Origin of the sequence: Streptomyces coffeae, assembly GCF_016741875.1 — a bacterium.
Lineage (GTDB): Bacteria > Actinomycetota > Actinomycetes > Streptomycetales > Streptomycetaceae > Streptomyces > Streptomyces coffeae.
The window spans coordinates 313,718-337,507 of record NZ_JAERRF010000002.1 but is presented as its reverse complement, the minus strand read 5'-3'; the positions used below and the strand labels follow the sequence as shown (position 1 = coordinate 337,507).

The window sequence follows — 23,790 nt, the reverse complement described above, 5'->3', positions numbered from 1 at the left end:
TTCCGTTGGGTGGAGGCCAGGCTAAACGTTCGACTGGAAGGACTTTTGGGGGTCTCACTCACACAATCACACGCAGTGCACGGCGTACACCTGTGAACGTCACACTCGTACGCAGTCCCAGATGGTCACCGTCCATCTGGAACGGCAGTGGCGCCTGGGAATGCAAGGTGAAGTCGGTCTCGTCATGGAGCGAGATCGCGTGCTTGCCGTGGGGCCCCCGCTCGGGGGTCGACATCAGCAGCTGGGTGGCGTAGCGGGTCATCGCCGGGGCCGACAGCTTGGTGAGCCCCCACACGTCAAGGGCGGTATCGAAGGAGGCCCGGGGGGCCGCGTAGACCGGGCGGTTGCCCAGAAAGGTCCAGGGCGCGGTGTTGCAGACTATCGCCAGGGCCAGATCCTTGATCGTGTCCTGGTCGGGCCGCTCCAGGCCGATGGTGCCGTGGCGCCGGTGCGGTTCCCCGAGGAACTGCCGGAGCGCCTGCCGTATGTAGAGGGCGTGGGTCGACCGCTTGCCGCGTTCGCGCTGCTGTTCGACCCGGCCGAGCACGCTCGCGTCGAAACCGAAGCCGGCGCAGAAGGTGAACCAGCGGGCGGGTACCGCCTCGTCCGGGGTGCCCGGGGTGCCGCTCGCGAGCCCGAGGCCCACGGTCCGCTCGGTGCCGTCGCGCAGCGCGTCCAGCAGGGCGCCGGTGGCCTCGACGGCGTCATTGGGCAGTCCCAGGGCGCGGGCGAAGACATTGGTGGAGCCACCGGGGACCACGGCGAGCCGGGGCAGCTCCTCCGGGGCGGGGCCGTGCTCCAGCAGCCCGTTGACCACCTCGTTGACGGTGCCGTCCCCGCCCAGCGCGACCACCAGTTCATGGGTGCCGCCGTCAACCGCGCGGCGGGTCAGGTCGCGTGCGTGCCCCCGGTACTCCGTGGTCGCCACGTCCAGCTTCAGATCGCTGGCGAGCGCATGGATCAGTACGTCACGGGTGCGGGCACTGGTGGTGGTTGCTGCCGGATTGACCACAAGGAGTGCGCGCATGCGCAAAAGCCTACCCATCCGTGGTGAACGCCCGTACCCCCCGGGTGCCCCCCAACGGCCCGTGCGGCGGCTAGGCTGCTGGGGTGAGCAGTAAGAAGTCCGCCCCCGCCAAGAAGGCCCGCGCCGCCGGGACGGCGCCGCAGGGGAAGAAGGCGCCGCAGGGGAAGAAGGCACAGCGGGCCGCCGCGCCCGCCGCTGCCGACACCACCCCCGACGGACCGCGCCCGGCGCGGATCACCGCTGCCGCGGTGCTCGCCGCCGTCGAGGGTGTGGTGCTCGTGGGCTTCGGTGTCTATGTGCTGATCATGGGGCTGACCGGAGATCCCGAGAGCCCGCAGCAGGCGGAGATGCTCGGAGTCACCGTGCTGGCGCTGGCCGCGCTGCCGCTGGTGGCCGCCCGCGGGCTGTTGCTGCTCCGTCGCTGGAGCCGCGGCCCCGCGATGATCACCCAGCTGATGGCGCTGCCGGTGGCCTGGACCCTGGTGCAGAACGGCGGCGGGCTGATCGCCGCCGGAGCGGCGACCGGGGCCGCGGCCCTCGCCGTGCTCGCGCTGCTGATCAACCCCACCGCGACCGAGGCGCTGGGGATCGGGCCGCGCGACGCCTGACCGGTTGCGTCGCCCAGGCCCTTCCGCGCCGCCGCTCGCTACTCCTCCACCAACAGCCGGTCCCGCAGCTGGGCGAGGGTACGCGCCAGCAGCCGCGAGACATGCATCTGCGAGATGCCGACCTCCTGTGCGATCTGCGACTGGGTCATATTGCCGAAGAAGCGCAGCAGCAGGATCTTCTTCTCCCGCGGCGGCAGATCCTCCAGCAGAGGTTTGAGCGACTCGCGGTACTCCACGCCCTCCAGCGCCTCGTCCTCGGCGCCGAGGGTGTCGGCGACAGCCGGGGACTCGTCGTCGGTGTCCGGTACGTCCAGGGAGAGGGTGCTGTAGGCATTGGCCGACTCCAGCCCCTCCAGCACCTCTTCCTCGGAGATGGACAGATGCTGGGCCAGCTCGTGGACGGTCGGGGCGCGGCCGTGCCGCTGGGAGAGCTCCGCGGTGGCCGTGGTCAGCGACAGCCGCAGCTCCTGGAGACGGCGCGGCACCCGCACCGCCCAGCCCTTGTCCCGGAAGTGGCGCTTGATCTCGCCGACGACCGTGGGGGTCGCATAGGTCGAGAACTCCACCCCGCGATCCGGGTCGAACCGGTCCACGGATTTGATCAGCCCGATGGTGGCGACCTGGGTGAGGTCGTCCAGCGGCTCTCCGCGGTTGCGGAAGCGCCGGGCCAGGTGCTCCACCAGCGGGAGGTGCATACGCACGAGGTGGTTGCGCAGCTCGGCCCGCTCGGAGGAGCCCTCCGGGAGCTGACGCAGCTCGATGAACATCGCCCGCGCGCCGCTCCGGTCATGCGGATCGTGGTGATGCGTCTGCTCGTGGTCGTGCTGATCCATGTGGTCCGCCCGCTCTGGTCGGTCTCCCGCCGCCTCCGAGTCCGCGGGATGCGGCCGAGCCGGCGGGTGCGGGATGGCCGGGGTACCCACTCCCCGCGATGATGCAGTGTTCACGGAGCCCCCTCGTTCCGTCACGGCTGTCCGGGGCCGGCGCCGCGCTCCTTGTACAGGCTGATGGTGACCGTACGGTCCTCGGCCACGGTCGAGTCCACCTTGCCCGCCAGTGCGGAGAGCACCGTCCAGGCGAAGGTGTCGCGCTCGGGCGCGCGGCCATCGGTGGTGGGAGCCGAGACGGTCACCTGCAATGCGTCGTCGATCAAGCGGAAGACGCAGCTCAGCACACTGCCGGGGACGGCTTGCTGAAGCAGGATCGCGCAGGCCTCGTCAACGGCGATACGCAGATCCTCGATCTCGTCAAGGGTGAAGTCCAACCGGGCTGCGAGACCGGCCGTGGCCGTACGCAGCACCGACAGATACGCCCCCGCAGCGGGCAGCCGGACTTCGACGAAGTCCTGGGTCCCGGGCTCGCCTGCGATCTGGGACACCCTCACCTCCAAGGTGACACAAGCTGGTTGAGCTGAGCTGATTGGAGCGCCGCCCGTATGCCCTTATGGTGGAGGGAGGACAGTCGGCGCGATGTGTGGTTCGGCTGCGACGCTATCGCGATCTGCGGTTCGGTGTCGCCCGGACGAAGCACGGCCCCCGTCACGGGTGAACCCCCGACCCGAAGGTTCGCGATATCACTCATAGTAAGCACATGAGTACGCAGCGTGGCTAGGGGTCTGCGGTCTCAATTCGAAAGAGATATCGCCCCACCCAACGAATCGCTGGTCGAAGAGGTGCCCGGGGCCTGGGCGGCCAATGCGCGCAGCGGCTCCCCGGTCAGCCGGCGGACCGTCCACTCGTCCATCGGCTCGGCGCCCAGGGCGGCGTAGAAGTCGATCGCCGGAGCGTTCCAGTCGAGCACCGACCACTCGAAGCGGGAGTAGCCCCGCTCCACGCAGATCCGCGCGAGCTCGGCGAGCAGCGCCTTGCCGTGGCCGCCGCCGCGCGCCCGCGGAGTGACGTACAGATCCTCCAGGTACACCCCGTGGGTGCCGGTCCAGGTGGAGAAGTTGCGGAACCACAGGGCGAACCCCACCGTCTCCGCGCCCTCTCCGGTGATCTCCTCGGCGATCAGTGCGAAGACCGCCGGGTCCGGCCCGAAGAGCGCCTTGCGCAGCTGCTCCTCGGTGGCCTTCGCCTCCTGCGGCGCCTTCTCGTACGCCGCCAGTTCCCGGATCATCGCGAGGATGGCCGGGACGTCGGACGGCTTCGCTGGTCTGATCATGTGATGAAGGCTAACCGGAAGCACCGGTGCCGCGGCAGCCGTCCGCACTAGACGATCAGCAGATCCACATAGCACCAGCGCCACTCCTCGCCTGGTTCGAAGCTGCGCATCACCGGATGGCCGGTCTCCTCGAAGTGCCGGGTGGCATGGCGGTAGGGGGAGGAGTCGCAGCAGCCCACATGGCCACACTCCAGACACATCCGCAGCTGCACCGGATGGCATCCGGCGGCCAGGCACTCCGGGCAGGTGTCGGCCAGCGGCTGGGGGCCGGGGCGCGGCAGGTCGGGAACATGAGTGCACTCGCTCATGATTGCCAGGTTAGACGCCAACCGATGGGGACGGACCGGGGCCGATGGACGTATTGCCGTTGTTGATGCTGGTCGCGGGCAGCGCCGCGATCGCGGGAGCGGCCCGGCGCACACCCGTGCCCGCGCCGCTGCTGCTGGTGGCGGCCGGGCTGGTGCTCTCCTTCGTACCGGGGGTGCCGGACTACACCCTGGACCCGGACGTGGTGCTGCCGCTGGTGCTGCCGCCACTGCTGCACACCGCCGCGCTGGACAGCTCCTATCTGGATCTGCGGGCCAATCTGCGCCCGATCGGGCTGCTGTCGGTCGGATACGTGCTGTTCGCGACCGTCTCGGTCGGCTGGATCGCCTATCTGCTGGTGCCCGAACTGTCGCTGGCCGCCGCCCTGGTGCTGGGCGCGGTGATCGCACCGCCGGACGCGGTGGCGGCCACCGCCATTGCCCGGCGGCTCGGACTGCCGGCCCGGATGACCACGATCCTCCAGGGCGAGTCCCTGGTGAACGACGCCACGGCGATCACCGCCTACCGGGTGGCGGTCGCCGCCGTGGTGGGGGAGGGGGTCTCCCTCGTACACGGCGCGGGTGAGTTCCTGCTCGCGGCCGTCGGCGGGGTCGGCGTCGGTCTGGTGCTGATGGTGCCGCTGCACTGGCTGCGCCGACGGCTGCGCGATCCGCTGCTCCAGAACACCCTCTCGCTGCTCATCCCGTTCGTCGCCTACGCCGCCGCCGAGCAGGTCGAGGCGTCCGGGGTGCTGGCCGTGGTGGTCGTCGGCCTCTACCTCGGACACCACGCCTGGCAGGTCGACTTCGCCACCCGGCTCCAGGAGGCGGCGGTGTGGCGGATGATCGCCTTCATCCTGGAGTCGGCCGTGTTCGCCCTGATCGGGCTGCAACTGCGGGTGGTGCTCCAGGGCCTGGGGCCGTACGGCTCGGGTGAGGCCGCCGGGTATGCGCTCGTCGTCTTCCTGGCCGTGGTCCTCATGCGCTTCGCCTGGGTCTTCCCGGCGACTTTCCTCCCCCGGGCGCTCTCCCCCCGGATCCGCGAACGCGAACCGGGTGTCACCTGGAAGACCCCCCTCATCGTCGGCTGGGCCGGGATGCGCGGAGTGGTCTCGCTGGCCATCGCCTTCTCGATCCCGCCGACCATGCATGGCGGGGAGGACTTCCCGGCCCGCAATCTGATCCTCTTCCTGACCTTCACCACCGTGATCGGCACCCTGGTCGTCCAGGGGCTCACCCTGCCCGCCCTGATCCGGCGCCTGGGGGTGTCCGGCCGTGATCCCCAGACTGAGACGCTGATGGAGGCACAGGCGCAGGCCGAGGCGTCCCGGGCCGCCGAGGCCCGCCTGGAGGAGCTCCTCGCCGATGAGCGCAACGCGCTGCCACCGCCCCTGGTCGACCGGTTGCGCCATGTGCTGGAACGGCGGCGCAACGCGGTGTGGGAACGGCTCGGCGCGGTCAACGAGGTGACCGGGGAGTCGGTGGACGACACCTACCGCAGACTCACCCGCGAGATCATCGAGGCCGAGCGGAGCGTCTTCGTCGAACTGCGCAACCAGCGCCGGATCGACGACGAGATGCTGCGCCGGCTGCTGCGCCGACTGGATCTGGAGGAGGCCGCCGCCTTCCGTGAGGAGGCCGCGGAGGGCGGGCTCTGAGCCGACCGCCCCCGGGCCCCTCCACGGAAGGAACGCGTGGTCAGGCCAGCCGTTCGCGGATCCGCGCCCGCATCGCGTCCATGGTGAAACCGCGCGGATCCACCTTGCCCGGCTGCCATTCCAGGTGGCCTATCACCGAGCGCTGATTCCAGCCGTGATGGCGGCAGATCGCGGCCGAGGCCCGCTCGATCGCCTCCAACTGGGCCTCGGGCCACGGATCTTCGCCGTCCCCGAGGTTTTCGCATTCGAAGCCGTAGAAATGGCGATTGCCGTCCGTATTCGCCTCGTTGTCCGCGGGCAGCACCCGCTCGGCGATCACCGCCCGCAGCACATCGTCATCACCGAGACCGGCGTGGTTGGCCCGGCCGTAGCCGACCAGATGCACGGTGCCGTCCTTGGCGATCACGCCATGGCACAGCGGACCGGGCAGGGACTCATAGCCGTCCCGGCAGATCTCCACGGTCTGCGCGGTGCCGGAGGTGACGGTGTGGTGGATCATCACTCCATGCACGGGCCCCCAGGGGCCCTTGTGGTTTCGGTTGTGATGGCGCCAGTCCCCGACCTGCACCACGCGCAGGCCCTCGCGTTTCAACGCCGACAGGAAGTCCCCCGCGGACATGGGTGAGGCCATGACCGCCTCCGTTCTGCTCATGCGGCGGGCGCGCCGGCCGCGGCCCGCTCGTTCATCTGCTTGCTTACCCACTGCGTTCTCATAAACACATGGGGTGATTGGTTGGTGCGGGTGGCTATCGTGCGTTCTGATCCGCCCGACGACGCGCAGGAGAACCACGGCACCATGGACTACCAGGCAGTACTCGACGAGGTCGCGGCCCATGTGGAGCCACAGATCGGCCGGGGGCAGGTGGCCCAGTACATCCCCGCGCTCGCCGAAGTGGACGCCCATCGCTTCGGAATGGCCGTCGCCGACGTCGACGGCCGGGTCACCGGAGTTGGCGACTGGGAGATGCCGTTCTCCGTCCAGAGCATCTCCAAGGCGTTCGGACTCGCGCTCGTCCTCGCCCAGGACGGCGAGAAGATCTGGCGGCGGGTCGGCCGGGAGCCGTCGGGCAACCCCTTCAACTCCCTGGTGCAGCTGGAGTACGAGAACGGCATTCCGCGCAATCCGTTCATCAACGCCGGTGCCCTCGTCGTCACCGACCGGCTGCACAGTCTGACCGGCGACGCCAGCACCACCATGCTCGACTTCCTGCGCGCCGAGAGCGGCAACTCCGAGCTGGCCTTCGATCCGGCCGTGGCCGCCTCCGAGTCCGACCACGGCGACCGCAATGCCGCCCTCGCGCACTTCATGGCCGGCTACGGCAACCTCGACAACCCCGTCCCGACCGTCCTGGAGCACTACTTCTGGCAGTGCTCGATCGAGATGAGCTGCCGCGATCTGGCGCTCGCGGGCACCTTCCTGGCCCGCCACGGACTGCGCGCGGACGGCTCCCGGCTGCTGTCGCGGCGCGAGGCGAAGCGAGTCAACGCGGTCATGCTCACCTGCGGTACGTACGACGCGGCGGGCGACTTCGCCTACCGGGTCGGGCTGCCCGGCAAGAGCGGTGTCGGCGGCGGCATCATCGCGGTGATCCCGGGCCGCTGCACCCTGTGCGTCTGGAGCCCCGGCCTGGACGCGCGCGGCAATTCGGTCGCCGGGGTGGCCGCGCTGGACCACTTCACGACGCTGACCGGCTGGTCGGTGTTCTGAGCGGTATGCGGCGGACCGGGGGCCGCTCAGGGTGGCGTCCGGCCCGGCCGGGCGGGAGCATGGAAGCAGTGGTGGTGAGCAGGAGGTGTACCGCCATGCAGCACGAGATGCGCGCCGAGTACGAGGAGGGCAGCTCCGGACGGGTGGCCGGTGCGCCGGTCAAGATCTGGCACATGGTCCGGGCCAACGGCACCACCGCCATGTGCGGCCGTGAGCTGGCCGCGGACGCGGAGACCCAGGCGGCCGATCTGTGGGCCACAGGCGACAGCGGTCCGTTCTGCCACTCCTGCGGTGCGATGTATCTGCGCGAGGTGCCGTGAGCGCATACCGCGAGCGGGGGTCGCGGCTCGGCGGCGGCGCTGTGGTGTGGACCCGTACGACCGGAGACGGGCCGCAGCGGGTGCTGCCCGACGGCTGTACCGATCTGATCTGGACCGACGCGGGCGGTGACGCCCCGGACGGGGAACTCTTCGTGGCCGGGCCGGACACCCGGGCCCAGCTGGCCGCCGCCCCGCGGGGCACCCGCTATGTCGGTCTGCGGTTCGCGCCCGGCACGGGTCCGGCCGTGCTCGGCGTGCCCGCGCATGAACTGCGGGATCTGCGGGTGCCGTTGGCCGCGGTGTGGCCCGGGGCGCAGGTGCGGCGGCTGACCGGTCTGGTGGCCGGGCGGGCCGCGGCCGGGGGTACGGGACCCGAGGAGACGGCGGCCGTCGTGGGCCGTGCGCTGGAGGACGTCGCCCTCGGACGGCTGCGCGAGGCGCCGCCCCCCGATCCGGCCATGGTGGCCGTGGTCGCCGGGCTCGCGCGCGGGCGCAGCGTGGCCGAGGTGGCCCGGGGGACCGGGCTCGGGGAGCGGCGGCTCCACCGGCGCTCGCTGGCGGCCTTCGGCTATGGCCCCAAGACCCTCGGGCGGGTGCTGCGGCTGAACCGGGCGCTCGACCTGGCGCGTGGCGGTGTCCCGTTCGCGGAGGTCGCGGTGGTGGCCGGGTACGCCGACCAGGCCCATCTGGCCCGGGAGGTACGGGCGATGGCGGGCGTACCGCTGGGGCGGCTGCTGACGGAGTCCCGCTGAGCCGCCTTCCCGTGGGCGGCGCACGGCCTCCCCCGCCCGCGTAGCGCCGATGCGTCAGCCGGGCAGCGGTGCGAAGAGGTCCACGCCGTTGCCGTCCGGGTCCAGCACCACGGCGTAGCGCTGCCCCCAGAAGGCGTCCCAGGGTTCCTTGTGCCCCGGCACGCCCGACCGCACCAGCTCCGCGTAGACCGTGTCCACCTCGGCCGGGCTGTCGCAGAGGAAGGCCAGCGAGGAGCGGCCGGAACCGCTCGGCGCCGTCCAGTCCGGGTCGAAGGAGCGGACCGTCTCGACGGTGTCCCAGAGCAGCCGGGTGCCGCCGGGCAGGGTTGCCTCGGCGTGCGGCTGGGTGTCGGCCTCGGCGGGGATGTCCAGGCCGAGGCGGCGGTAGAAGGCGAGGGACGCCGCCATGTCCGCGACGACCATGCTGATCGCGTCGAATCGTGGTGTCATGCGGGCAGCGTAGGCAGCCCGTGGACGGCCGGTCTTGAACGAATCGGACGTGTTCCGCTCACTCAGGGGCAGCGGATGACCTGGCCCGCGTAGGACAGGTTGCCGCCGAAGCCGAAGAGCAGCACCGGATCGCCCGAGCCGACCTCGCCGCGTTCGACCAGCTTGGACAGGGCGAGCGGAATGCTGGCCGCCGAGGTGTTGCCGGACTCCACCACATCGCGGGCGATCACCGCGTTGACCGCGCCCAGCTTCCGGGCCACCGGCTCGATGATCCGCAGATTGGCCTGGTGCAGCACCACTCCGGCGAGGTCCTCGGGGCGGATCCCGGCCCGTTCGCACACCTCCCGCGCGATGGGCGGCAGCTGGGTGGTGGCCCAGCGGTAGACGGACTGGCCCTCCTGGGAGAAACGGATCGGGGTGCCCTCGATCCGGACCGCACCGCCCATCGTGGGCACCGAGCCCCACACCACCGGGCCGATCCCCGGGACCGTCTCCGGCCCGGCGCCCGGCTGGTCGTCGGGCACCACCACGGCCGCCCCCGCGCCGTCGCCGAGCAGCACACAGGTGGAGCGGTCGGTCCAGTCCGCGGCCTCGGTGAACTTGTCCGCGCCGATGACCAGCGCGGCGGTGGCCGCCCCGGCGCGCAGTGTGTGGTCGGCGGTGGCCAGGGTGTGGGTGAACCCGGCGCACACCACGTTCATGTCCATGGTGGCCGGGTGGTCGAGACCGAGCCGCTCGGCGACCCTGGCCGCCATGTTGGGGCTGCGGTCGATGGCGGTGGATGTGGCCACCAGGACCAGATCAATGTCGGAGGGCGACAGTCCGCTGTGCGCCAGGGCCTTGGCGGCCGCCGCCGCGGCCATCTCGTCCACCGTCTCGTCGGGGCGCGCGATGCGCCGGGTGCGGATGCCCACGCGGCTGCGGATCCACTCGTCGCTGGTGTCGACCATGGCCGCGAGATCGTCGTTGGTCAGGACCTTCGCGGGCTGATAGTGGCCGAGCGCCAGTATCCGTGATCCGGTCATCGGGCATCCCTTCGCGCGGGGGACGGGCGGTGAGGTATCCGTGTCCTTTGCGGGGGTGTGGACGCACCGTCCGCGTGTGTCCAGTCTTGGTGCCCACCGGGCGCGCGGGCGCGGCGGTACCCACCAATCTTGCGCGCCGAGATCTGGAGCTTCCGGCCTTTCCAGAAGTGGAACCAGAACCCCCGCCCGTTCCGTCTGAGGCCGTGTCCACGACAACAGCGGACGCGGAAACACGCACAAACAGAGCGAACAGCGCGAACAATGGGGAATCGGGGGAGCAGTGTACATCGGGGGATTCGGGGGGCGGCTGTCGCCGGGGCGGCGGCGGGCCCTGGTCGTGGTGCTGGCGCTGGTGCTGGTCCAGCTCGGATCGCTGGTACGGCCCGCGTGGGCGTGCGGCTGCGGGGGCATGGTGCCGGGGCGGAACACCACGATCGCGGTGCAGCGCGAGACCTCGGTGGTGCGCTGGGACGGCACCTCCGAGGAGATCGTCATGAGCCTCACGGTGGGCGGCAACGCGCCGGAGGCCGCGTGGATCATGCCGGTGCCGCACCGGGCCACGGTCACACTCGGCGATCAGGATCTCTTCGACGAGGTCAGCGAGGTGATCGCCCCGGTGGACAAGGACCGTCACTACTTCTGGCCGCGCGACGGCGACTGGCCCTTCGACGGTGGCGGCGGGGACGGTGCCGTGGGGGCCTCGCCCGGGGACAGTGCCAAGGGGGGCGCAGCGCCGGTGGGCGTCGTCGGCCGTGAGCGGCTGGGTCCGTTCGACGTCGCCCGGCTGACCGCGACCGACCCGGACGCGCTGCGCGACTGGCTGGAGCGCAACGGCTTCGAACTGCCCGACCGGCTGGCGGACGGACTGAAGCCCTATGTGCGGGCGAAGTGGGAGTACGTGGCCGTCCGGCTGGCGCCCGCCGAGGACGCCTCGGACGACACCGGTGGCACGGGCGGCGTCGGCGGCACCGGCGGCCGGTCGGTCCTGGGCGGAACCCTGGAACCGCTGCGGCTGCGCTTCGCCTCCGAGCGGCTGGTCTACCCGATGCGGCTGTCCCGGCTGGCCCCGACACCGCAGGGGCTGGATCTGTACGTCCTGGCCCCGCACCGGATGGAGCCGCGTGGTGACATCGGCGGCCGGCAGCCCGAGGTGGTGTACGCGGGGCCGGTCGATCCCGGGCGCGCGCCGCGGGGCGAGCTGGAGAAGCTGGCGGGGCGGCGGATGTTCCTCACCGCGTTCCGGCAGGAGTTCCCCCGGCCGGAACTGATCTCAGGCGACCACGAGTTGCGGCGCGCCGCCCATGACAGCGCGTACCAGCGGGTCGTCTACCACGACACCCTGCTGACCGTGGGCGGCGTTCCGGTGTGGCTGCTCACCGTGGGCGGCGGCCTGCTCATCACGGCCGGTGTGCTCGTGGCCGTGATCCGCGGGCGCCGCCGCCGGACGGTGCGCTGGGGGCCGGGCTCGGGCTACCCGGCCCCGGCTCAGGACAACTGGCCGTTGTAGTCCGGGAGCTTGAAGTGCCGCTCGGCGTGGCCACCGACCAGGTCGGTCGGGGTGTTGCCGATGTTCGCGATGATCGTGTAGCCCTTCTCCTCGATCTTCGCGCGCTGGGCGGCCTTGTACTCGCCCACATCCTTGAAGAGGTCCGGGAGGAAGCGGACGTACAGGTCCTTCACCGCGTAGCCGACGTGCTCCAGGTTGCACTTGGTGACGGGGTAGATGATCCCGGGCCGGGCGGTGACGAAGAAGATGTCCACGCCGCGCTGGTGGGCATACTGAGTGAGCTTCAGCACCGGATCGACGGCGTGCTGGGGGAGGGTGAAGCCGAGGTCCGTCTCCAGCGAGGTGTTGTCGATGTCGAGGACGATGGCCTGCTTCTGGCCGCCGGGGTTCGCGGTGCGCTCCTCGACGTAGGGCCGGGCCTGGTTGTCGATGATCTCCTTCACATCGCGCTGCCAGGTTTCGTAGTCGACCTTCTCGGCGCTCGCGGCGGTTGTGGCACTGGCGGCAGCCGGTGCGGCGGCCGGAGCCGCCGCGTTCGCCGTCGTGGCGGTTCCGCCGACGCCGAAGGCGATGGCCACCGCCACCGCCGTCGCGCCGAACCGTCGCGAACGCGTACGTGCTGCTGTCATCGGTCACATCCTCAGTCGTTGGGTCTGCCCCCTGGGTGGCATGTTCACGGCTTCTGGTGGACGGAAAGAGGCTATTGCATTACTGCTCAGTAACGGTCGGCCTTGCGCGCTCAGTTGGGGCATCGGCCGCCCGCAGCACCCGGGCGCCCAGGGTGCGCAGATACGCGATCAGCTCGGGCGGCTCATGGACCTCGAAGTCGGCGTCGAGCAGCACCAGCCGGAAGGCCAGCCACTCCAGGGACTCGGTGCCGGTGCGCACACGGCACGTGTGCTCGTCGAGGGGCTCCAGTTCGGCGCCCGGCATCAGCCGGGCCACGGCCTCGTGCGGCAGCCGCACGGTGGCCACCGCCCGGTGGCCGGGTGCGAGGCCCTGGAGGGAGCGGGTGACGAAGGCGGCCGCGTCCTCGGCGGGCAGCGCGCGCGGTGGGGTGCGTACCCCGGTGGGGCGGGGGTCGTGGACCCGGTCCACCCGGAAGGTGCGCCAGTCCTCACGGTCGTTGTCGTACGCCACCAGATACCAGCGGCGGCCCGCGGCCACCAGGCGGTGCGGCTCCGCCAGCCGCCGGGTCTCGGTGCCGTCACCCGCGCGGTAGGCGAAGCGCAGCCGCTCGTGCGCGGCCACCGCCGCGGCCAGCGCGGTCAGTTGGCCGGGGTCCACGGTGGGAACGGCCATGGCGGGCGGCAGCGGGACGGTGGCGGAGCCGAGGGCGCCGACCCGGTGGCGGAGCCGGGACGGCAGCACCTGTTCCAGTTTGGCCAGCGCTCGGACGGATGCCTCCTCGATGCCCTCGACGGTGTGGCCCGCGGCCGTGCGCAGCCCCACCGCGATGGCCACCGCCTCGTCGTCGTCCAGCAGCAGCGGGGGCATGGCGGTGCCCGCCACCAGGCGGTAGCCACCGGTGGCGCCTTTGCTCGCGGCCACCGGATAGCCCAGGTCGCGCAGCCGCTCGATATCGCGCCGGATGGTGCGGTGGCTGACGCCGAGCCGCTCGGCCAACTCACTGCCCGGCCACTCGCGTGGGGTCTGGAGGAGTGACAGCAGGGTCAGCAGCCGGGCGGGGGTGTCGGTCATGGCGTCAGCCTAAATAGGCCAACGTCACGTGCCGTGACGTGCGTTGACTGGTCAGCCGGTAGATGGGTATGTCATGTACTGAAGGGCCGGCCTGGGCCCCGGTGGTGACCGGCGCGGCGGTGTGTGGTGTCCGCGCACCCCTGATCGGACGGTGTGTCATCCCCGGGCGCTGCGGTGTCGCGCGCCTCCCACCATGCCGAGGAGGCTTGCATGTTCGATGATCGGCCCGCCTTCGGAGTCCGTGTACGTGTGCTCGGTGGCGTCACGGTGGCCGAAGTGGCGGGAGAGCTGGACATCTTCGCCGCGGGGCGGATCGCGGCACGGCTGGAGTCGCTCGCCCAGGTCAGGTGCCCGGATCTGGTGCTGGACCTCCGCCCGGTCACCTTCCTGGACTGCGCGGGGCTGTCCCTGATGTGCCGGCTGCGCAATCGTGCGCTGGAGCGCGAGGGCCGGCTGCGGCTGGTCATCGACGATCCGCGGTTTCTGCGGCTGCTGCGTATGGTCCGGCTCGACGACGCCTTCGAGGTGCTGGAGGATCTGACTCCGGCGGTCGCGGGGGCGGCGGCTCCGGCTTCTGAGCATGCCTGAGTGTCCGAAGGGTCTGACGGTCTGAATTCGATCTGACCAAGCGTCAATAGTAAGAGCGGAAATTCACCCGGAAGAACGCTTTTTGGTGGCGGAATATCGCGCCCCGCCCCCTGTAACCGGCGGTCACCCCTTTACGCTCGCCGCACGCCACCCAGGGACCGGCGGATCTGCACCAGCTGCCCGAGGTGCCCGCGCGCGGGACCCTGGCGGGGGTGAGAGGGGGCAGTATGCCGTTCCGAGGGGATATCGCGATGACGCAGCCAGGCGCTCCCCGCCGCGCGCCGGTGCCGTCGGACGCCGGGGTGCGCCCCGATCCCTTCCCCGATACCGCCGCCGGTGGCTTATGCCCCTTGCCGGAGCGCCCCGCGGCACCGGAGCCCGAGCCGTGGGCCGTGACCTACAGGGTCGGCCGGTGCACCGTGGTCGAGCTCCACGGCGAGATCGATATCGCCGGGCTGGCGAGTGTGGGTCCCCAGCTGGATGCCGCCACGGCCACGCCCGCCGTGGTGATCGATCTGACGCCCACCACCTTCTTCGACTGCTCCGGGCTGGGGCTGCTGTGCCGGGCCCGGCGCCGGGTCGTGGAGCGCGGTGGCCGGATGCGCCTGGTCTGTGCCCATCCGTTGATCCTCCGCACCCTGCGGGTGGGCGGTCTGTCCGAGGTGTTCCAGCCGGTGCCCACGCTGGAGGAGGCGCTCCGGGAGGAGGAGGCCGCGTCCGGCGGCGGTACGGGGCCTGCGTCCGGCGGTACGGGAGCCGCGCCCGGCGGTACGGGGTCTACGCCCGGCGGTCCCGCGGAGGGGTGACCCCGTGCTCGGGGTGTGTCCGTCCCCGGCCCGGACCGCGGTGGCGGTGGTGATGGCGGCGACCGCCGCGGATGTCGTCGTGACGCTCGGCGGAGATGTGGTAGCCCTGCTGGACATTGAGCCGGTGGATCAGCAGAACGCCGATGGCGATCAGCCCGAGGATCACGACCACGGTGACGACGGTCTGCATGGTACTCACTCCCTGGGGCCGGGCCCCAGCCCTGGAGGGAATCCGGCCGGTTTGTGCGACATGCTCGGTGTCTACACGGTACCTCCGGCCGGGAGTGGCGTCTCCCGCCGAACGCCCCCGTCGACCGCCCGCACCCGGCATCGGGTGACCGGGTGCGGGCGGCGGGGGCCCTGGTCCATGGGCCCTGAAACCATGGAGCGAGGGGATCGGCGTCACCGGTGGGGCCGACCGGGACCGCTGGGATCGCCGGCCGGGCCGGTCAGCCCCGGTGCCGGATCAGCGGGTCCCGGCGAGCTTCTTCTCGAGGGAGGCCAGGCCGTTCGCCCACAGCTCGTTGACCTTGGCGGTCTCGTTCTGGTCGGGCTGCGAGTTGGTGCAGGACGGGCCGGGGCCGCCGCCGGACATCAGCTCGCTGCACGGACCCTCGTAGTGGTCCGGCAGACCGAGCGCATGGCCGGTCTCGTGGGCGGTGACGCGGGTCGAGTCGTACTCCTCGTTCTGTGCGTAGTCCAGGAAGATGTAGCCCTTGCCGTGCCCGTCGGTGTCCGCGTACGAGCCCTGGGGGTCATTGCCCTCGCGGTAGCTGAGGTCGGCGTTGCCACCTTCCTTGAGCTGCACATTGCTCACCGAGGAGTTCCAGATCTCGGCGCTGCGGGCTATCTGGTCCTTGAACTTGGGGGCCGCGCTGGCGTCGTAGGTGACCGTGACGGCCGCCGACTTGTTGTGCGCCTTCGCCTTCTTGGCCAGCGCGGACTTCATGACCGCCTTGATGAAGGCGTCGGTGTCGCCGTGCTCCTCGCCGCTCGCGGTGTACGCGGCGGCCGCGGAGCTCCGCTGGGCCGGGCTGTGGTCGGTGGTGGCCGCGGACGCGGGCAGGGCCAGGGAGGCCGCCAGGCCGATCCCGAGGGTCGCGGTCAGCGCCAACTTGGGCAGAGTCATGTGGGGGGCTCCTCATCGTCCTCGGGCCCACGGCCGCCTGAAGTGGGGTGGCGGCCTTGAGCCGTGGGATGAACGCTTGGTGCCGCAGAGTCTTGAGGAGAATGGGCCTGCCGTAGAGATATCAATGGGTGATAGGGCCAACGCATCACCGCACTCCCGACCGGGAGGTGTGTCAGGGCCGGTTGACACCTGATCGATCGGCGTTTGGCTACCAATTGGCCAAACATGAGGCAAATTTGGTGGGGCGTTCGAGGCTGGTGTGACCCCCGAGAGCGCCGTTATGCTCCCGTTATGGAGCTCGAGGTGAGGCACCTCCGCGCACTATGCGCCATAGCCGACACCGGCAGCCTGCGGAAGGCGGCGCGTCAACTGGGCATGACCCAGCCCTCGTTGACGACCCAGCTCCGGCGGATCGAGGACACCATCGGCGGCCGGCTGTTCTCGCGGGAGGTCACCGGCAGCCGGCCGACCCCGCTGGGGCGGTCCGTGCTGTGCCGCGCCCGGCCGATCGTGGCCGAGATGAGCGCCCTGCTCACCGAGGTCCGGCTGGAGGCCGGGCAGGCCGCGGGCGCCCGGCTGCGTATCGGCAGCACCGGGAGCCGGGCCGTGGCCGGCTGGCTGCGCAGGCTCCGCGTCCGCTACCCCGACACGGACACCACGATCCACATCGATGTGTCCGCGAACGCCCTGTTACAGATGGTCGCGGCCAACCAGCTGGACGTCGCCTTCGTCCACGAGGTCGAGGGCGTCCCGCTGCGGGTCCCCGAAGAGGTCCGGCGCCGCGTCCTGGTGGCGCGCGAACCGCAGTTCGTCGCCCTGGCCGACACCCATCCGGCGGCCGCCCGGCACACGGTGCACCTGGCCGACCTCGCCACCGACCAGTGGATGGTCGACCCCAGCGTGGACGGCGAGGGCCCCGGGCTGCGGCGGGTGCTGGCCGCGGCCGGAGTGAGTCCCCGGGTGGTCTACGGCGACTACCTCACCGCCGCCGAGCTGGTGGCCTCCGGTGAAGTGGTCACCCCCTGCCAGCCCACCGCCCGCTCCCGCCAGGGCATGGCCGTCCGCCCCCTGAGCGGGGACCCGCTGACCGTCCGGCTGTTCCTGGCCTCGCGGGCGATGACGGCGGCGGGCGCGAGGAGTTCCGGGGCCGGTCCCTCCGAGGGATCCCTCGATGTCGACGCACTCTTCGGCGACCTCGCGGACGCCTACTTCGAGATCGCATGGGCCAGCGACGCGTACCGCAAGTGGCTGGTGCGCAACGAGAGCCCCCTGCTGCGCCTCCATGACGCCCGGCTGCCCGATCCGCTGACCGACCCGCTGCCGGACCCGCTGCCCGACCCGCTGCTCGGTGTCGGGCTCGCGGGTCCCGCCGACGGCTCGTAGCCCACCGCGCGACGGCCGCTCAGTCGTCGATCGCCCGGTAGACCAGCGTCCAGAAGTCGAGGTGGACGGGCGAGAACCGGGGGAACTGCGCCCGCTGCGTCATCAGCACGGCGACCAGGTCCTCGGCCGGGTCCGAGGCCCATGACGTCCCGAGCCCGCCGTCCCAGCCGAACCGTCCGGGCACCGCCTCGATCGCGTCCCGCCCGGTCACCACCTGGACGCCGAAGCCCCAGCCGCGGTGGTCCCAGGACCCGGGCGCCGCCCCGGAGGCGGCCTTCTGGGCGGGGGTGAGCTGATCGGTCGTCATCAGCTCGACCGCCGGACGGGACAGCAGCCGCTCACCGGCGCCGTACCGCCCCTTGGCGAGCAGCATCCGGCCGAAGGCGAGAAAGTCGTCGGCCGTGGAGACCAGGCCCGCGCCGCCGTCGGGGAACACTGGCGGGCGGCTCCACCGGCCGTCCTCGGCCGCGTCGTACAACTCGGGCCTCCCGGTGGTGACATCCGCCAGATAGGACGCGGCGAACCGGTCCCGTTCGGTGGGCGGCACATGGAAGCCGGTGTCCTTCATACCCAGCGGTTGGAAGATCCGGGTCCGCAGGAAGTCCTCCAGCGGACGCCCCGAGGCGCGGGCGATCAGCACCCCCAGCACCTGGGACCCGGTGTGGTACAACCATGCCTCGCCCGGCTGGCGCATCAGCGGCAGTGTGCCGAACCGCCGCAGCCACTCGTCGGGGCCGTGCGGGGTGGCGGGCTTCGGCGGCCCCATGGCCAGGCCCAGTTCCTCCGCGCGGGCCAGCGCCGGATGGCCGCCGGGCGAGCCGGGCACCAGGCCGAACCCCATCCGGAAGGTCAGCAGATCGCGTACGGTGATGGGTCGTTCGGCCGGAACGGTCTCCTCCAGCGGCCCGTCCGGGCGCCTCAGCACCCTGCGGTCGGCCAGTTCCGGCAGCAGCCCGTCCACCGGGTCGTCCAGCCGCAGCGCACACTCCTCCACCAGGATCATCGTGGCGACCGCGATCACCGGCTTGGTCATCGAGGAGATCCGGAAGATGGTGTCCCGGCGCATCGGCGCACCGTCGAACGCCTGCGCCCCGATCACCTCGGCATGGGTCTCACCGCGTCTGCTGACCAGCGTCACCAGGCCCGGCGCCGCTCCCTCCGCGATATGACGGGCCAGGACATCACGCATCCGGCCCAGCCGAGCGGTGGACCATCCTCCGGCACTCATCGCGTGTCCCTTTCGTCCGGTGCGGGGTGTTCCTTGAGACTCCTTCCGGAGCCGCGGCGGTGAGCGATGAATTCCGGTCCGCCGCGCGGTCCCAGACGACAGAGGCGACGGGAGCGCGCCGACCGGACCGCCCTGCCGCCACGGCATCGCAGTGAGGAGCGAGCACATGACGGAGAACGAGCCGCGGACCGCCCTGGACACCCGTTTCAGCAGCCCCGACGCCACCGCCACCCCCTGGTCCGAAGGACGGGAGCGGCTGGCGGCGGCCGAGCTGGCGCCCTCTACTTCTGCACCGGCCCCGGCGAACAGAAGGCCAAGAACCTCGCGCACAACCCCCACTGCACCCTCACCACCGGCGCCAACACCCTGCGCGAGGGCCTGGACCTGGTGGTCGAGGGCGAGGCTGCCGCGGTCCGCGACGACGCCGTGCTGCGGCGGGTGGCCGAGGCGTATGTGACGAAGTACGGCGAGGAGTGGACCTTCGAGGTGCGCGACGGCTCCTTCCACCACGAAGGCGGTCAGGCCCTGGTCTACGAGGTCGCCCCGGCCACGGCGTTCGGCTTCCGCAAGGGCGTCTACGGTCAGACGCGCTGGGGCTTCTGACCCACTTCTGACCCCGAAAACGGTGTGGCCCGGCCGCCACGTCGGCTGGCATCGTCGGCGCCCATGACCGAGCGAGGATTTCTGGCGGTGGCACCGGGCCGCAGCCCCACCCGCGACCTGCTCACGGCCGCCGCCCGGCGGCGCGGTATGGACGTGGTCGAACTTTCCACCCCGGCCCCCCACCTCGAACAGTCACCTCGGCACCTTAGTGGTCAACTCCGAAAGTCCTTCGGGGTGCCAAGGCCGCTGCCCAGCGCTGATGAGGGGTCACATGGGGTCGCTCCCGCGTCCAAGGTGATCCGTTGCCGTCCTGGCGGGGTTCATCGCGGGAGCCGCCTCGTGGCCGGCACTTTCTGCGTGTAGTCAGGCGACGCGGAGGATGCTCTTGCCATGGGTTGTGCCCTCGGCGAGGCGCTGCACGGCCATGGCCAGGTCCCCGAGGGCGTACTCGGTGGTGATATCCACGCGGACCTTGCCGTCGGCGACGAGGCCGAGTGCGCGGCGGGCGCTGTCGGCGAGCCGCTCGGGGTGGGTCTGGCTGAGCAGGTTGCTGTTGTAGGTCAGGAGTGACGTGCCGTGCATGAGGAGGTCGTTGGCGTCGGCGAGGACGGGTTCGTACGTGGCGAGGTTGCCGTATGCCACCAGTCGGCCGTGTACGGCGAGCTGCTCGAGGCCGGCAGTGCGGGTCGAGCCTCCGACCGGGTCGAGGATGACGTCGGGCTTCTCGTCGCCGAGCTTGGCCGGAAACTCCTCGCGGAGCAGGAGCTGGTCGTACCCGAACTGCGCGGCGTAGTCGGCCCTGTCGGCAGTGCCGACCACACCGACGATCCGGCCTGCTCCGGCCAGTCGGGCGAATTGGGCGGCGAGCGTGCCGACTGAGCCGGCGGCGGCGTGGATCAGCACGCTTTCGCCGGGCCGCACGTGCGCGGCGGTGTTGATCAGGTCGTAGGCGGTCGGTGCGCCCCACCCGAGACCTGCGGCTGTCCTCAGCGGCATGCTGCCGATGTCGAACGTGAGCGTGGCGGGTGCCAGGACCACCTCGGCGTAGGCGCCTGAGGTGGTCAGCGCGGTGACGGCCGCACCGACACGGCGTGCGTCGATGCCCGCGCCGACCGCGACGATGTGCCCGGATGCCTCGAACCCCGGGACGAAGGGACGAGGTACGGCGAAGTGGCCGTCCCTGACCATGGTGTCGCCCCACTGGATCCCGGCGTAGGCCACACGGATCGCCACTTGGCCGGGGCCGGGGGTGGGCTCATCGAGTTCGGTGACCCGGTAGTGGTCATCGGTGTCGAGAACGACAGCCTTCATGGTTACAGCCCCCTGTGTTGACTCAGTATCCTTACAGTCGAGAACGGTAGGTATATAAGGTTCCTGAGTCAACCCATGAACCTGTCAATGGAGTGGGGAGTACGCGGTGGAAGCCCCGATCGATAACGACCTCTGCACCCGGATCAGGCGGTCGGAGCAGGCGTTGATGGCGCACCACGAGGCAGTACTGCGTGCCTACGGGCTGACCATGACGCAGTACACCGTCCTGTTGATCCTCTCGCGCGAAGGCGGCATGTCCGGTGCCCAACTGGCCCGCTCCTGCGGGGTGACGCAGCAGAGCATGAGCAGCGTGCTGACCAACATGGAGACCAAGGAACTCATCCGCCGCGAGACGTCCCCGGTGCACGCCAAGGTGCAGATCGCCACCCTCACCGATGAGGGCCAGGTGCTGCTGGACCGCGCCTACCAGGAGGTGATCATCCTTGAGCGCGCGCTCACCGACGCGTTCACGCCCTCCGAACACGCCTCACTCTGCGAACTTCTGGAACGCGCCACCACCGTCCTGATCCAGCAGACGCGCCACGCTACAGCCCCGCCCGCCACCTGAGCCCGCGGCCGCCACACCCGCGGAACCCCATAACTGCGCACCCGCTCTGGAAGATTCGGTCACCCCGCCTGCGATGCCTGCCGGTACTGCCGTGCCCGTGGTGCTGACCGCCGCCGAGTGCCACCGTCTGAAGAAGATGGCCTACAGCCACAAGACCCCGCATCAGTCCCGGCAGCGGGCAACCATCGTCCTGCTGGCGGCCCGGGGGCGCTCCCATGCCCGGATAGCCGCGCAGACCCGAACGCACGTGGACACGGTGGGCACCTGGCGCGGCCGGTTCGCCGCCGGCGGCCTGCCCGCCCTGCCCGACCGCAAGCGCTCGGGCAGGCCGCCCCCGTTCACCCCGCTGCAGGTCGCCGAGGTCAAGACCCGGCCAAGGCCGCCCGTGTGCTGGACCTGTACGCCCGTGTCTTCGGCGGCGAACCCCTGGGCGAGGACGAGTACGTCATCTCCAGCGACGAGAAGACCTCCGTCCAGGCCCGCTGCCGCTGCCATCCGACCCTGGTGCCAGGGCAGGCCCGGGCGATGCGCGTCAACCACGACTACCAACGCGGCGGCGTGCTGCCTGGCCACGGCGTTTCCGAACGCGGTCATGGTCCACACCCCCAGCGCAGTATCCTCCGTAGCCCTGGCCGCTTGATCAACCCCCGAAGGACTTCCGGAGCCGACCACTTAGGCGCGTCGCGCCGCCCGAGTCCTGCCCGGACCGAAACGACCGCACCCGGACCACCAGAGGCGGTCCGGGTGCGGTCGGGCGATGCTGGTAAGAGGCTGGGTCAACCCTTCTTGGTCTCCCAGCGATGGGACAGGCCGTCTCCGAAGATTCCCACGGTGGCCCCAGCGTGTTGAGGGCAAGAGCCTGCGGTAGCTCCTCGAACCGGTGTTCCCCAAGGAGAGGCCCTTAGGCGAGGGCTTCGGGGTGTGAAAGTTGGATCTCAATGGCGAGTGCGCCCAGGGCTTCCTTCTCGGGCGGGTAGATGGCGCGGATGTTGGCGAGCTGCTGGTCCCGTGTAGCCGTTGGGTTGACATTGGCCGGACCCTCGCCGTCGAGCAGGGCCTCGAACTCGGGGTATTCGGTGACACGCTTGACCTTGACCTCGCAGCTGTCGTCGGTGCCCTTGATGCGGAAGCGGATGATGTCGCCTGCGGCGAGGTCTGCGAGGTGCGGGTATTTGACCCGCACCTCGATGGTCTTCTTGCCCGCAACCACGAGGCCGAAGTACTGGCGAAAGAGGTTGAGTTCGTGGACGCGGGCGGTGGGGTCGGTCATGGGGTGGGAATGCTCCTGGGCACTGGGGCGACGGTCATCATGCGGCCGATCTCGGTCGCCGAGTACGAGCGGAAGAAGTGACGGGGGTCGGACAGCAGGATCTCTGTCATGGCCAGTAATTGGTCGGTGTACTCGGTAACGGTGCCGGGCCATTGCCGAGTGTCGAGCATCCAGCCCGCCGCGACGTGCGGCAAGGGGGTGCAGCCTTCGCGGATCAGGGACTTGGACAGTTTGGCGCCGGTGTCGGTGACGATCTGGGGGCAAAACAGGCGCGCGGGGAGCTGAGCGCGAGTGAGGCCCACGGCCTGATGGGCTTCGTCGACCAGCAGAGACCCGAAGACCCAGTCGCCGCCCTTGACCATGATGTGCAGCTTTCCACCGCACGGCCGGTCGGTCAGGGAGATTTCCTTGACCAGATTGCGGTAAAGGGTGGCCAGGTCGAGGTAGGGGCCGCTGGTCGGGGTGATGCTGAGCTGGTAGGCGCCGTGGCGCAGACAGACCGCTGTCACCTGTGCCGTCTTGGGGTCGGTGAGGCGGACGCGGGTGCGTTCGGCGTGCTTCTCGGCCCAGCCGCAGTCGGAGTATGGGCAGGGTACGCGGAGGTGCGGGGTGCCAGTTGAGGGGGAGAGCCACCAGCGGGCGGCGTCGAGGCGGGGCAAGAGCCGGAGCCAAGTGAGGCGAAAGCGCTCGCCGGCCTGCTGTTCGGTGTAGGTCTCGACGCGGTGCGGGATGCCCAGACGACGGGATAGGGCGGTGAACAGGGGCTGATAGAGGGTTGCGACAAGGTCGGTCAGGGCTGGCTTGCCGAGGGCCTGAGCGTAGGCGCGTTGGTAGCGGTGGCCGGTTGCGGGGTCGGCGTCCAGCTCGTAGGGCGCGTTGTCAAGGGCGTTGAACAGGACCTCGGCCGGGAGGCCGAATCGGTCGCGCAGCCGGGCGGCCATGGCGAAGGCCAGAGACTGCACCAGCGACGTGCCGATATGCGGCGCCCCGTTGATCTGGGTGCCTACGACCAGCACGAGCCGCTCGGGTGCGGCGGCCAGGATGCGAGGGGTCAGGACGTCCTCCGCGTGGTGGAGAGCATTGGCGAGGACGTTGTTCGGCGATAAGGGGCGGGTCGTCATGAGGTTTCCCCTCGGGTTGGATCAGGACTCAGGTGATGCGGGTGCGGTCGAACGTGGCCCAGACGCACTTGCCGGACCCCTGCCGCGCTTCCACACCCCACTGGTCGGCGAGAGCGGAGACGAGTAACAGGCCGCGACCGTCGTCTGCGGTGTCCTCAGGACTGCGCTCGGCGGGAGTGCCGTCCCCGGCGTCGTGAACTTCAAGGCGCAATGTGGTGTCGTGCAGTTCGACGTGCACGAGAACGTGACCACCGTCGGAGGCTCCGTGCACCAGGGCGTTGGTGACGAGTTCGGAGGCGCACAGCCTGATGTCGTCGGCGCGTTCGGCCCGATCCCACCGGGCAAGGGTCTCGACCACGAAGCCCCGGGCAGCGCGCGCGGTGCGGTCGAGCGAGGCAAAGCACATCGCGCGGCACGCGACAGCACTGCTGCCCATCCGACCCGGGTCGGTTGGCTTGTGTTCGTCGGACGGTCTCCTCAACATGCCCTCCAGCCAACCGCCATCGCCCGTTCGGGTCGGGAGCCAGCGCGGGGGCCGTTCCGGGGGCCACTATGGGGG

General features: G+C 70.8%; 29 protein-coding genes. 12 read left to right on the top strand and 17 right to left on the bottom strand.

The genetic code is table 11. From position 1 onward, the window contains the following. Positions 1 to 58: 58 nt before the first annotated feature. Entirely contained in the window at positions 59 to 1,027 is a 969-nt protein-coding gene (locus tag JK363_RS03780; RefSeq protein ID WP_201871349.1) for a diacylglycerol/lipid kinase family protein, read from the bottom strand. An 83-nt stretch (positions 1,028 to 1,110) separates the two neighbouring features. Here JK363_RS03780 and JK363_RS03775 point away from each other — a divergent pair, with 83 nt between their 5' ends. After that, positions 1,111 to 1,635 carry a hypothetical protein gene (locus tag JK363_RS03775; protein ID WP_201871348.1) on the top strand — a complete coding sequence of 175 codons (525 nt, stop codon included), beginning with the start codon at positions 1,111 to 1,113 and terminating at the stop codon, positions 1,633 to 1,635. A 38-nt stretch (positions 1,636 to 1,673) separates the two neighbouring features. Here the strand turns inward: JK363_RS03775 and JK363_RS03770 are convergent, their stop codons facing one another. From JK363_RS03770 to JK363_RS03755, 4 genes are all read right to left on the bottom strand, one after another. Further along, positions 1,674 to 2,582 (bottom strand): RNA polymerase sigma factor SigF, encoded by a 909-nt coding sequence (locus tag JK363_RS03770; protein WP_372444706.1) that lies wholly within the window; start codon positions 2,580 to 2,582, stop codon positions 1,674 to 1,676. 17 nt (positions 2,583 to 2,599) lie between these two features. Next, positions 2,600 to 3,013: an ATP-binding protein gene (locus JK363_RS03765; RefSeq protein ID WP_201871347.1), complete on the bottom strand. Its 414-nt coding sequence runs from the start codon at positions 3,011 to 3,013 to the stop codon at positions 2,600 to 2,602. A 245-nt stretch (positions 3,014 to 3,258) separates the two neighbouring features. Continuing rightward, on the bottom strand, positions 3,259 to 3,798 hold the full coding sequence (locus tag JK363_RS03760) for a GNAT family N-acetyltransferase (RefSeq protein ID WP_201871346.1): 540 nt from the start codon (positions 3,796 to 3,798) through the stop codon (positions 3,259 to 3,261). 47 nt (positions 3,799 to 3,845) lie between these two features. Further along, complete coding sequence (locus tag JK363_RS03755) at positions 3,846 to 4,106, bottom strand: UBP-type zinc finger domain-containing protein (RefSeq protein ID WP_201871345.1); 261 nt, start codon at positions 4,104 to 4,106, stop codon at positions 3,846 to 3,848. 44 nt (positions 4,107 to 4,150) lie between these two features. On the opposite strand from JK363_RS03755, the gene JK363_RS03750 reads away from it, so the two are divergent. Beyond that, positions 4,151 to 5,761 (top strand): Na+/H+ antiporter, encoded by a 1,611-nt coding sequence (locus JK363_RS03750; protein WP_201871344.1) that lies wholly within the window; start codon positions 4,151 to 4,153, stop codon positions 5,759 to 5,761. A gap of 40 nt (positions 5,762 to 5,801) precedes the next feature. Here JK363_RS03750 and JK363_RS03745 read toward each other — a convergent pair whose 3' ends face one another. Further along, positions 5,802 to 6,392 (bottom strand): N-acetylmuramoyl-L-alanine amidase, encoded by a 591-nt coding sequence (locus JK363_RS03745; protein ID WP_201871343.1) that lies wholly within the window; start codon positions 6,390 to 6,392, stop codon positions 5,802 to 5,804. Between the two features lie 165 nt (positions 6,393 to 6,557). On the opposite strand from JK363_RS03745, the gene JK363_RS03740 reads away from it, so the two are divergent. The 3 genes from JK363_RS03740 (at position 6,558) to JK363_RS03730 (ending at position 8,541) form a co-directional block, all read left to right on the top strand. Next, positions 6,558 to 7,469 carry a glutaminase gene (locus JK363_RS03740; protein WP_201871678.1) on the top strand — a complete coding sequence of 304 codons (912 nt, stop codon included), beginning with the start codon at positions 6,558 to 6,560 and terminating at the stop codon, positions 7,467 to 7,469. 95 nt (positions 7,470 to 7,564) lie between these two features. Beyond that, the gene (locus JK363_RS03735) at positions 7,565 to 7,789 is read left to right on the top strand and encodes a hypothetical protein (RefSeq protein WP_201871342.1); all 225 of its coding nucleotides are present in this window, start codon (positions 7,565 to 7,567) and stop codon (positions 7,787 to 7,789) included. Beyond that, complete coding sequence (locus JK363_RS03730; protein ID WP_201871340.1) at positions 7,786 to 8,541, top strand: DUF6597 domain-containing transcriptional factor; 756 nt, start codon at positions 7,786 to 7,788, stop codon at positions 8,539 to 8,541. The genes JK363_RS03735 and JK363_RS03730 overlap by 4 nt, the downstream gene beginning before the upstream one ends. Positions 8,542 to 8,595: 54 nt before the next feature. Here JK363_RS03730 and JK363_RS03725 read toward each other — a convergent pair whose 3' ends face one another. Both JK363_RS03725 and JK363_RS03720 read right to left on the bottom strand, forming a co-directional pair. Beyond that, positions 8,596 to 8,991, bottom strand: a complete 396-nt coding sequence (locus JK363_RS03725) for a VOC family protein (RefSeq protein WP_201871338.1) — start codon at positions 8,989 to 8,991, stop codon at positions 8,596 to 8,598. Between the two features lie 62 nt (positions 8,992 to 9,053). Further along, positions 9,054 to 10,016: a beta-ketoacyl-ACP synthase III gene (locus JK363_RS03720; protein WP_201871336.1), complete on the bottom strand. Its 963-nt coding sequence runs from the start codon at positions 10,014 to 10,016 to the stop codon at positions 9,054 to 9,056. Positions 10,017 to 10,302: 286 nt separating this feature from the next. Between JK363_RS03720 and JK363_RS03715 the strand changes: the two genes are divergently transcribed. Further along, on the top strand, positions 10,303 to 11,523 hold the full coding sequence (locus JK363_RS03715) for a DUF2330 domain-containing protein (RefSeq protein ID WP_372444710.1): 1,221 nt from the start codon (positions 10,303 to 10,305) through the stop codon (positions 11,521 to 11,523). Here JK363_RS03715 and JK363_RS03710 read toward each other — a convergent pair. Then, a complete protein-coding gene (locus JK363_RS03710; RefSeq protein ID WP_201871334.1) occupies positions 11,502 to 12,152 on the bottom strand; it encodes an HAD family acid phosphatase in 651 nt (216 codons plus the stop codon). The genes JK363_RS03715 and JK363_RS03710 overlap by 22 nt on opposite strands. A gap of 79 nt (positions 12,153 to 12,231) precedes the next feature. Beyond that, positions 12,232 to 13,224, bottom strand: coding sequence for a helix-turn-helix transcriptional regulator (locus JK363_RS03705; protein ID WP_201871333.1), 993 nt, complete (start codon positions 13,222 to 13,224; stop codon positions 12,232 to 12,234). 210 nt (positions 13,225 to 13,434) lie between these two features. On the opposite strand from JK363_RS03705, the gene JK363_RS03700 reads away from it, so the two are divergent. Together JK363_RS03700 and JK363_RS03695 are read left to right on the top strand one after the other, a co-directional pair. Further along, entirely contained in the window at positions 13,435 to 13,812 is a 378-nt protein-coding gene (locus JK363_RS03700) for an STAS domain-containing protein (protein WP_201871332.1), read from the top strand. Between the two features lie 251 nt (positions 13,813 to 14,063). Next, positions 14,064 to 14,618: an STAS domain-containing protein gene (locus JK363_RS03695; protein WP_201871331.1), complete on the top strand. Its 555-nt coding sequence runs from the start codon at positions 14,064 to 14,066 to the stop codon at positions 14,616 to 14,618. Here the strand turns inward: JK363_RS03695 and JK363_RS03690 are convergent. Both JK363_RS03690 and snpA read right to left on the bottom strand, forming a co-directional pair. Next, positions 14,590 to 14,808: a hypothetical protein gene (locus JK363_RS03690; protein ID WP_201871330.1), complete on the bottom strand. Its 219-nt coding sequence runs from the start codon at positions 14,806 to 14,808 to the stop codon at positions 14,590 to 14,592. The two genes, JK363_RS03695 and JK363_RS03690, sit on opposite strands and share 29 nt — an antisense overlap. A gap of 276 nt (positions 14,809 to 15,084) precedes the next feature. Next, positions 15,085 to 15,747, bottom strand: coding sequence for a snapalysin (gene snpA / locus JK363_RS03685; RefSeq protein ID WP_201871329.1), 663 nt, complete (start codon positions 15,745 to 15,747; stop codon positions 15,085 to 15,087). 291 nt (positions 15,748 to 16,038) lie between these two features. On the opposite strand from snpA, the gene JK363_RS03680 reads away from it, so the two are divergent. After that, a complete protein-coding gene (locus JK363_RS03680) occupies positions 16,039 to 17,130 on the top strand; it encodes a LysR family transcriptional regulator (RefSeq protein WP_201871327.1) in 1,092 nt (363 codons plus the stop codon). 19 nt (positions 17,131 to 17,149) lie between these two features. Here JK363_RS03680 and JK363_RS03675 read toward each other — a convergent pair whose 3' ends face one another. Next, entirely contained in the window at positions 17,150 to 18,358 is a 1,209-nt protein-coding gene (locus JK363_RS03675) for a serine hydrolase domain-containing protein (RefSeq protein ID WP_201871325.1), read from the bottom strand. 66 nt (positions 18,359 to 18,424) lie between these two features. On the opposite strand from JK363_RS03675, the gene JK363_RS03670 reads away from it, so the two are divergent. Further along, a complete protein-coding gene (locus tag JK363_RS03670) occupies positions 18,425 to 18,961 on the top strand; it encodes a pyridoxamine 5'-phosphate oxidase family protein (protein WP_372444705.1) in 537 nt (178 codons plus the stop codon). A 363-nt stretch (positions 18,962 to 19,324) separates the two neighbouring features. On the opposite strand, the gene JK363_RS03665 is transcribed toward JK363_RS03670, so the two are convergent. Further along, positions 19,325 to 20,272 (bottom strand): quinone oxidoreductase family protein, encoded by a 948-nt coding sequence (locus JK363_RS03665; RefSeq protein WP_201871324.1) that lies wholly within the window; start codon positions 20,270 to 20,272, stop codon positions 19,325 to 19,327. 106 nt (positions 20,273 to 20,378) lie between these two features. On the opposite strand from JK363_RS03665, the gene JK363_RS03660 reads away from it, so the two are divergent. After that, positions 20,379 to 20,840, top strand: coding sequence for a MarR family winged helix-turn-helix transcriptional regulator (locus JK363_RS03660; protein WP_201871322.1), 462 nt, complete (start codon positions 20,379 to 20,381; stop codon positions 20,838 to 20,840). Between the two features lie 73 nt (positions 20,841 to 20,913). Then, the gene (locus tag JK363_RS03655; RefSeq protein ID WP_307821590.1) at positions 20,914 to 21,480 is read left to right on the top strand and encodes a helix-turn-helix domain-containing protein; all 567 of its coding nucleotides are present in this window, start codon (positions 20,914 to 20,916) and stop codon (positions 21,478 to 21,480) included. 261 nt (positions 21,481 to 21,741) lie between these two features. On the opposite strand, the gene JK363_RS03650 is transcribed toward JK363_RS03655, so the two are convergent. The 3 genes from JK363_RS03650 to JK363_RS03640 are packed head-to-tail and all read right to left on the bottom strand — an operon-like array spanning position 21,742 to position 23,667. Continuing rightward, positions 21,742 to 22,110: an ASCH domain-containing protein gene (locus tag JK363_RS03650; protein WP_201871320.1), complete on the bottom strand. Its 369-nt coding sequence runs from the start codon at positions 22,108 to 22,110 to the stop codon at positions 21,742 to 21,744. Next, positions 22,107 to 23,231 carry a hypothetical protein gene (locus tag JK363_RS03645; RefSeq protein ID WP_201871318.1) on the bottom strand — a complete coding sequence of 375 codons (1,125 nt, stop codon included), beginning with the start codon at positions 23,229 to 23,231 and terminating at the stop codon, positions 22,107 to 22,109. The genes JK363_RS03650 and JK363_RS03645 overlap by 4 nt, the downstream gene beginning before the upstream one ends. Before the next feature lie 28 nt (positions 23,232 to 23,259). Beyond that, entirely contained in the window at positions 23,260 to 23,667 is a 408-nt protein-coding gene (locus JK363_RS03640; RefSeq protein ID WP_236075530.1) for an ATP-binding protein, read from the bottom strand. Positions 23,668 to 23,790 lie beyond the last annotated feature (123 nt).